This window comes from Chitinophaga eiseniae, from assembly GCF_900167135.1.
Taxonomy (GTDB): domain Bacteria; phylum Bacteroidota; class Bacteroidia; order Chitinophagales; family Chitinophagaceae; genus Chitinophaga; species Chitinophaga eiseniae.
The window spans coordinates 338,455-343,355 of sequence record NZ_FUWZ01000004.1; the positions used below are offsets into that span (position 1 = coordinate 338,455).

At 47.5% G+C, this 4,901-nt stretch carries 3 protein-coding genes; 2 read left to right on the top strand and 1 reads right to left on the bottom strand.

From position 1 onward, the window contains the following. Nucleotides 1–148 precede the first annotated feature (148 nt). Both B5D63_RS24950 and B5D63_RS24955 read left to right on the top strand, forming a co-directional pair. Nucleotides 149–481, top strand: coding sequence for a hypothetical protein (locus B5D63_RS24950; RefSeq protein WP_078671594.1), 333 nt, complete (start codon nt 149–151; stop codon nt 479–481). A 175-nt stretch (nt 482–656) separates the two neighbouring features. Beyond that, nucleotides 657–3,710, top strand: coding sequence for a sensor histidine kinase (locus tag B5D63_RS24955; RefSeq protein ID WP_078671595.1), 3,054 nt, complete (start codon nt 657–659; stop codon nt 3,708–3,710). On the opposite strand, the gene B5D63_RS24960 is transcribed toward B5D63_RS24955, so the two are convergent. Beyond that, a complete protein-coding gene (locus B5D63_RS24960) occupies nt 3,673–4,338 on the bottom strand; it encodes a response regulator (protein ID WP_078671596.1) in 666 nt (221 codons plus the stop codon). The genes B5D63_RS24955 and B5D63_RS24960 overlap by 38 nt on opposite strands. Between the last annotated feature and the right edge of the window lie 563 nt (nt 4,339–4,901).

A 4,901-nucleotide genomic window follows, 5' to 3' on the forward strand; every position in this document is an offset into this window, starting at 1 on the left:
GATACTCAAAATAATCGTATTGATAAGTTTGTAGTCCTAACTATTAATTAAATCCGGACAATTAACCATTTTAATTTATTAATACACCTTTTTCCTATTTACAGGAATGATTCCTCCTTTTTATTATTTCACCTCAAAACGCTATTTTATGGGTATTATCGTATTCTATGAAGGCAACAATGGCACTCAGAACATTGTACAGACCGTTGAAGACACCCCTGGACAGAACTTCAAGCCGGTAAAAAATGATGAAATCCGCTCCATGAAACTGTATGGCGTGCGGCAGGGATGTGAGATCACGGTGTATGACTCACCTGATGGTTCTACAAGTGACGATTTTACCATCGTCAATGTAAAAAGGGTATCTCCGGAGTATACGGTCGATACCTTTGAACGCAGCTATGAAGATGAATACGTTGTTGTGTCTTTCATCCGTAATAACGGACTGGATGGCAAGATCTCCCGTATCAAGGTCAACTAAAACCGGTACATTACAGTCAGGCTGAACACGGACAGACAGGGTTCAGCCTGGCTACTTTTCCCGGCAGCCTGTTTTTTAATCCTATTTTAATTCGCGCGCTATGTATATATTTGTGGCGAGTTAAGTCAGGATTGCGGAAGTCCTGTGGTCATGTTGTTCGTGCTTTATCTTTACGATGAACCTTATTGTCTGTCTTCACCTATGCTTGCTTCATTTTGTACCGGCGACGCCCAGTCTCCCGGCAGATACGGCAGCGCGTTACTTTGTCAGGCACTTCACGGATGAAGATGGATTACCCCAGAACAGCATCAAAGGCATCGTTCCGGATAAGAACGGATTTCTGTGGCTGGCCACGGAAAACGGCCTCACGCGATTTGACGGCAATTACTTCTTCAATTTTAGCACCGACAACCTGCCGGGACTGAAAAGCAGCAGGATGGCGCGGATATATCCCAGCGACACCGCCATCGCCGTGGAAAATGATATCGGGGAGATACTGACGGTCACCCGGAGCAGCGTAAAGCACATAGGACAAACGATGCCTGGCTACGGATATCAGCAATACAAAGCCAGCAACAAAGACTATTATCCTATCCGCGGATGGCCCGACGACTACGGAGCACATTTTGCCAGGATATGCCCGGTAGTCTTGCCGCAGACAACAGAAAGTTATTTTTCTGTCAACCAGGATACCATCACCCATATAAAAAAAGGAAAAGCAGACTATCACATTGTCCGGCCGCAGCTCGATCTGCTGCGTTTGTTCGTTTGCGATAGCCGGCTATTTTACCTGAACAAAGACGGAGACATCTTCGGGTGGGACAAAGACCAACCGACAAAGTTAACGCTGACAGGCGACCTGCCGACAGACTCCGCTTTCAGCAAATGCAAAATGCAACTGTTCTGGAACATCGCAGCACGGCAGGTCTTCGTATATACGGACCGCGCCTGTTATCTGCTGCAGCCCCAGGGACATGGAAGAATACACAGTTCACTGGTCGTGAAAGGTTTCAATCTGCATCAGGCTTACATCACCGCTATCTATTATGATCAGGCAAACAGCCGCGTTTTCCTCGGCAGCTCTACCAAAGGTCTTTATATCTATACAAGACAGCAGTTTACCGTCCGGAAATCAGATGCTTCGGGAGAGGAAGTTTTTTACGCCCAGGCACCCTTTCCCGGTAATGGCGTGGTAACCGCCACCGGCCTCTCTTTCGGGAAAAACGGAAAATACACCTGGTTGCCCCTGTCGTTTGGTGCCGAAAACATACTGGAGAAATATGCGCTGGCCCGTGACCAGCAGGGCAGATACTGGGGCCGGAAAGGATTTTCTCTGATCGGTGTATCTCCCGATTTTAGTAAGGTGGTACGCAAAATGGAACTACCTTATCTCGTCGGCCCGGTCTATGCCGGTCCTAGTGGAAATATATGGGTAGGCGGCCAGTTTCCGGGGCTGTATTACCTCAAAACCACTTCACCGGATGATACCTTACAGGCGCTGCCGGCTAAAGTAGAGGACGTTACCTGCATCAAAGAAGGACAGATTCCCGGCCTGCTGTGGGTAGGCACCGGCAAAGGCCTGTTCCGGGTACACCTGCCTTCAGGGCGTACAGACACCATCCGTGGATTGGAACAGGGGAACATAAGAAGCATCTATGTGCCCAGGCAAAAAGAGGTCTGGATCACTACGTATAATAAAGGTGTTTTCCTTTACCGTAATGACCGGCTCGTGCCTCTGCCATTGGACGGACAGCACTATATGGCTACCACCCACTGTATTACGGAAGACTACCAGGGCTATTTCTGGCTCACTACCAATAAAGGGCTGTTCCGCGTCCGCCGGCAGGATGTGCTGGACTATGCCGACGGTAAGCAGCGCGACCTGTTTTATTATTATTTCGGGAAAGACCAGGGCTTTAATACCAACGAGTTTAACGGTGGTTGCCAGCCCTGCGCCTTTAAATATGAGAACGGAGATATCTCTCTGCCCTCGCTCGACGGACTGGTACAGTTTACACCTTCATCCGTCCGGATGGAGATGCCGGACCAGAAAATCTTCGTCGACTGGATGGAGCATAACCTCAAACAAGCGGTTGCCGGCGATCACTTCGAGCTGCCCAACGGTTTTAAAACCTTCCGGCTGCACATCAGCTCTCCTTATTTCGGCGACCAGCGGAACCTGTATTTTTACTATTGCCTGGATAAAGACGACTGGCAGGAAGAAGAAATTTGGTTGCCTGTTACCAGTGACAGGACCATCACACTGTCATCGTTGCCATCAGGAAGCTACCGCATCCGCGTCCGGAAACTGAAAGGCTTCGGCAGGGACCAGTACATTGAAAAAGTGATTGGCATCCGTGTGCAGGAGGCCTTCTACGAAAAAGGATGGTTCAGGTTAGCGGTATTGTTCGCCCTGGTCTGTCTTATCGTACTGATTTATAAAATACGTATCAGGCATATTCAACAGCAGAACAAGTTGCTGGAGCTGAAAGTCCATAACCGCACGCAAAAGCTGGAGGAAACAATGGCCATTTTACAGGAATCGGACGAGCAGCTCCGTAAGCAGGGCTTAATGCATAAACACCTGCTGACCGCCATTACCCATGATATAAAAACGCCGTTGCGGTTTTTGCTGCGCGTCAATAATAATGAACCCTCTTCAGACAGGCTGAAGGAGACCGAAATAAAAACGGTGACCTATGAGAGCTTGTACCGTATGCATTATCTGGTGGATAACCTGATCCATTATATGCGGACTACCTACCAGACAGGGGAATTCTCCGAAGAAGTCATAGACCTGCCCTGGCTGGCAGAAGAAAAAATGGCGATCTTTAAACCGGTGTCTGATTCAAAGGGCATACGGTTGATGAATCACATCCCGCCGGGAACGACGGTGGTAGCTAATAAGCTTCTGCTGGCAGTGATACTCCATAATCTGCTGGATAATGCTGTTAAATATACCGTCCACGGGAGCGTGGAAGTAACGGTTGAAAAAGATGCGGGGTTATTGACCATACACGTTGCAGATACTGGTAGCGGTATGCCGCAGGCGGTCAGGGACTGGATGAACCAGGCGGAAAATGACGGTACCGGGCATTCCATCAGCACCGGGATGGGCCTGATACTCATCAAGGAATTACTCCCGGCCATCAACGGCCGGTTAATCGCCCGCCCGGGAAAGGAGAGGGGCACTATACTTTCATTACAGCTTCGCCGACATGACTGGTAGCCTGGTACATATGTGCTTTCTCCACTAAAGCGATCACATTTTTTACCCCCGTTTTTTCAAAGATGCGCGCTTTATAGGTGCTCACAGTGGTGAGCTGCAGGTGAAGCATCTCCGCAATCTTTATTAACGGAAGGCCTTTGGTCAATAGGTTCATGACTTCAACCTCACGGCCGGAGAGTACGGCGAACGGATTCTGGTGAACTTCCTGTTGCCGGGTATACTTGTTGATCAACTGTTCCCTGACGGCTCTGCTGATATACTTTTCACCCCCCAATACCGTTGCGACGGCTATTTTAAAGTCTTCGTCCGGAGAGTTTTTTTCAATGTAGCCGTCGGCGCCGGTCTGCAGATAGCCGAGCGCGTACAGGATTTCTTCATACGCCGAACAGATCAGTATCCTGATATCAGGCTGACGAAGCTTTACTGCCTGTATCATCTGCAGGTTGTTGCCGCCGGGCATATTAATGTCTAAAATCAGCAGGTCGAAATGCCTGATTTCAATAAAAGAAATGGTTTCGTCAAATGTTTTTGCTTCTGTAACATGCATGTCACCAGGCAGGGAGCAGACAATTTGTTTTACGCCAAGTCTTACTATCGAATGGTCATCTGCTATCAATACGTGTGTCATTTCCGTTCAGGTTAGGGCAGGAGGGTAGCATAGATCTTTTGTCAACACTAAAGTAATATATTTTTCTTCTGATGTATATAATTATTTGAGAATTTTTTTAGAATGGTCTGACAGCCGGACAGTGGCAATGTAGTATAACTACTACATCACTATTACAGTAACAACTACAACCGTGCTTGAATAGTTTTTATACTTTCGTTAGCGGAATTGTTCCGTTGAGTCATGTGAACATTCTGTGAATTGTAGGATGAACCAATGAGGCCCATGTCCTTTTCTAAAACTTAATACTTTCCTATGGGGAAACTTTACGCGATTACCACAACATGCGGACTTTACCGTTTTGCAATGTCTCAAATACCATTTTCGTAAGACCAAATATCGTCTGTGTTTGATCGTCGGCGCAGTGAGTTGTTGCCGGTTGTAGCAAACGACCATATCACGTCCTGAGCATATGAAAATTAAAGATTCCTGATAGAATCTTTACTGGCCTGCCGGTTGAAAACGGTGGTCCCGGACCCTTATTACCCAATGTTTATTGCATGATGTCCCTCTTAAATAATGTT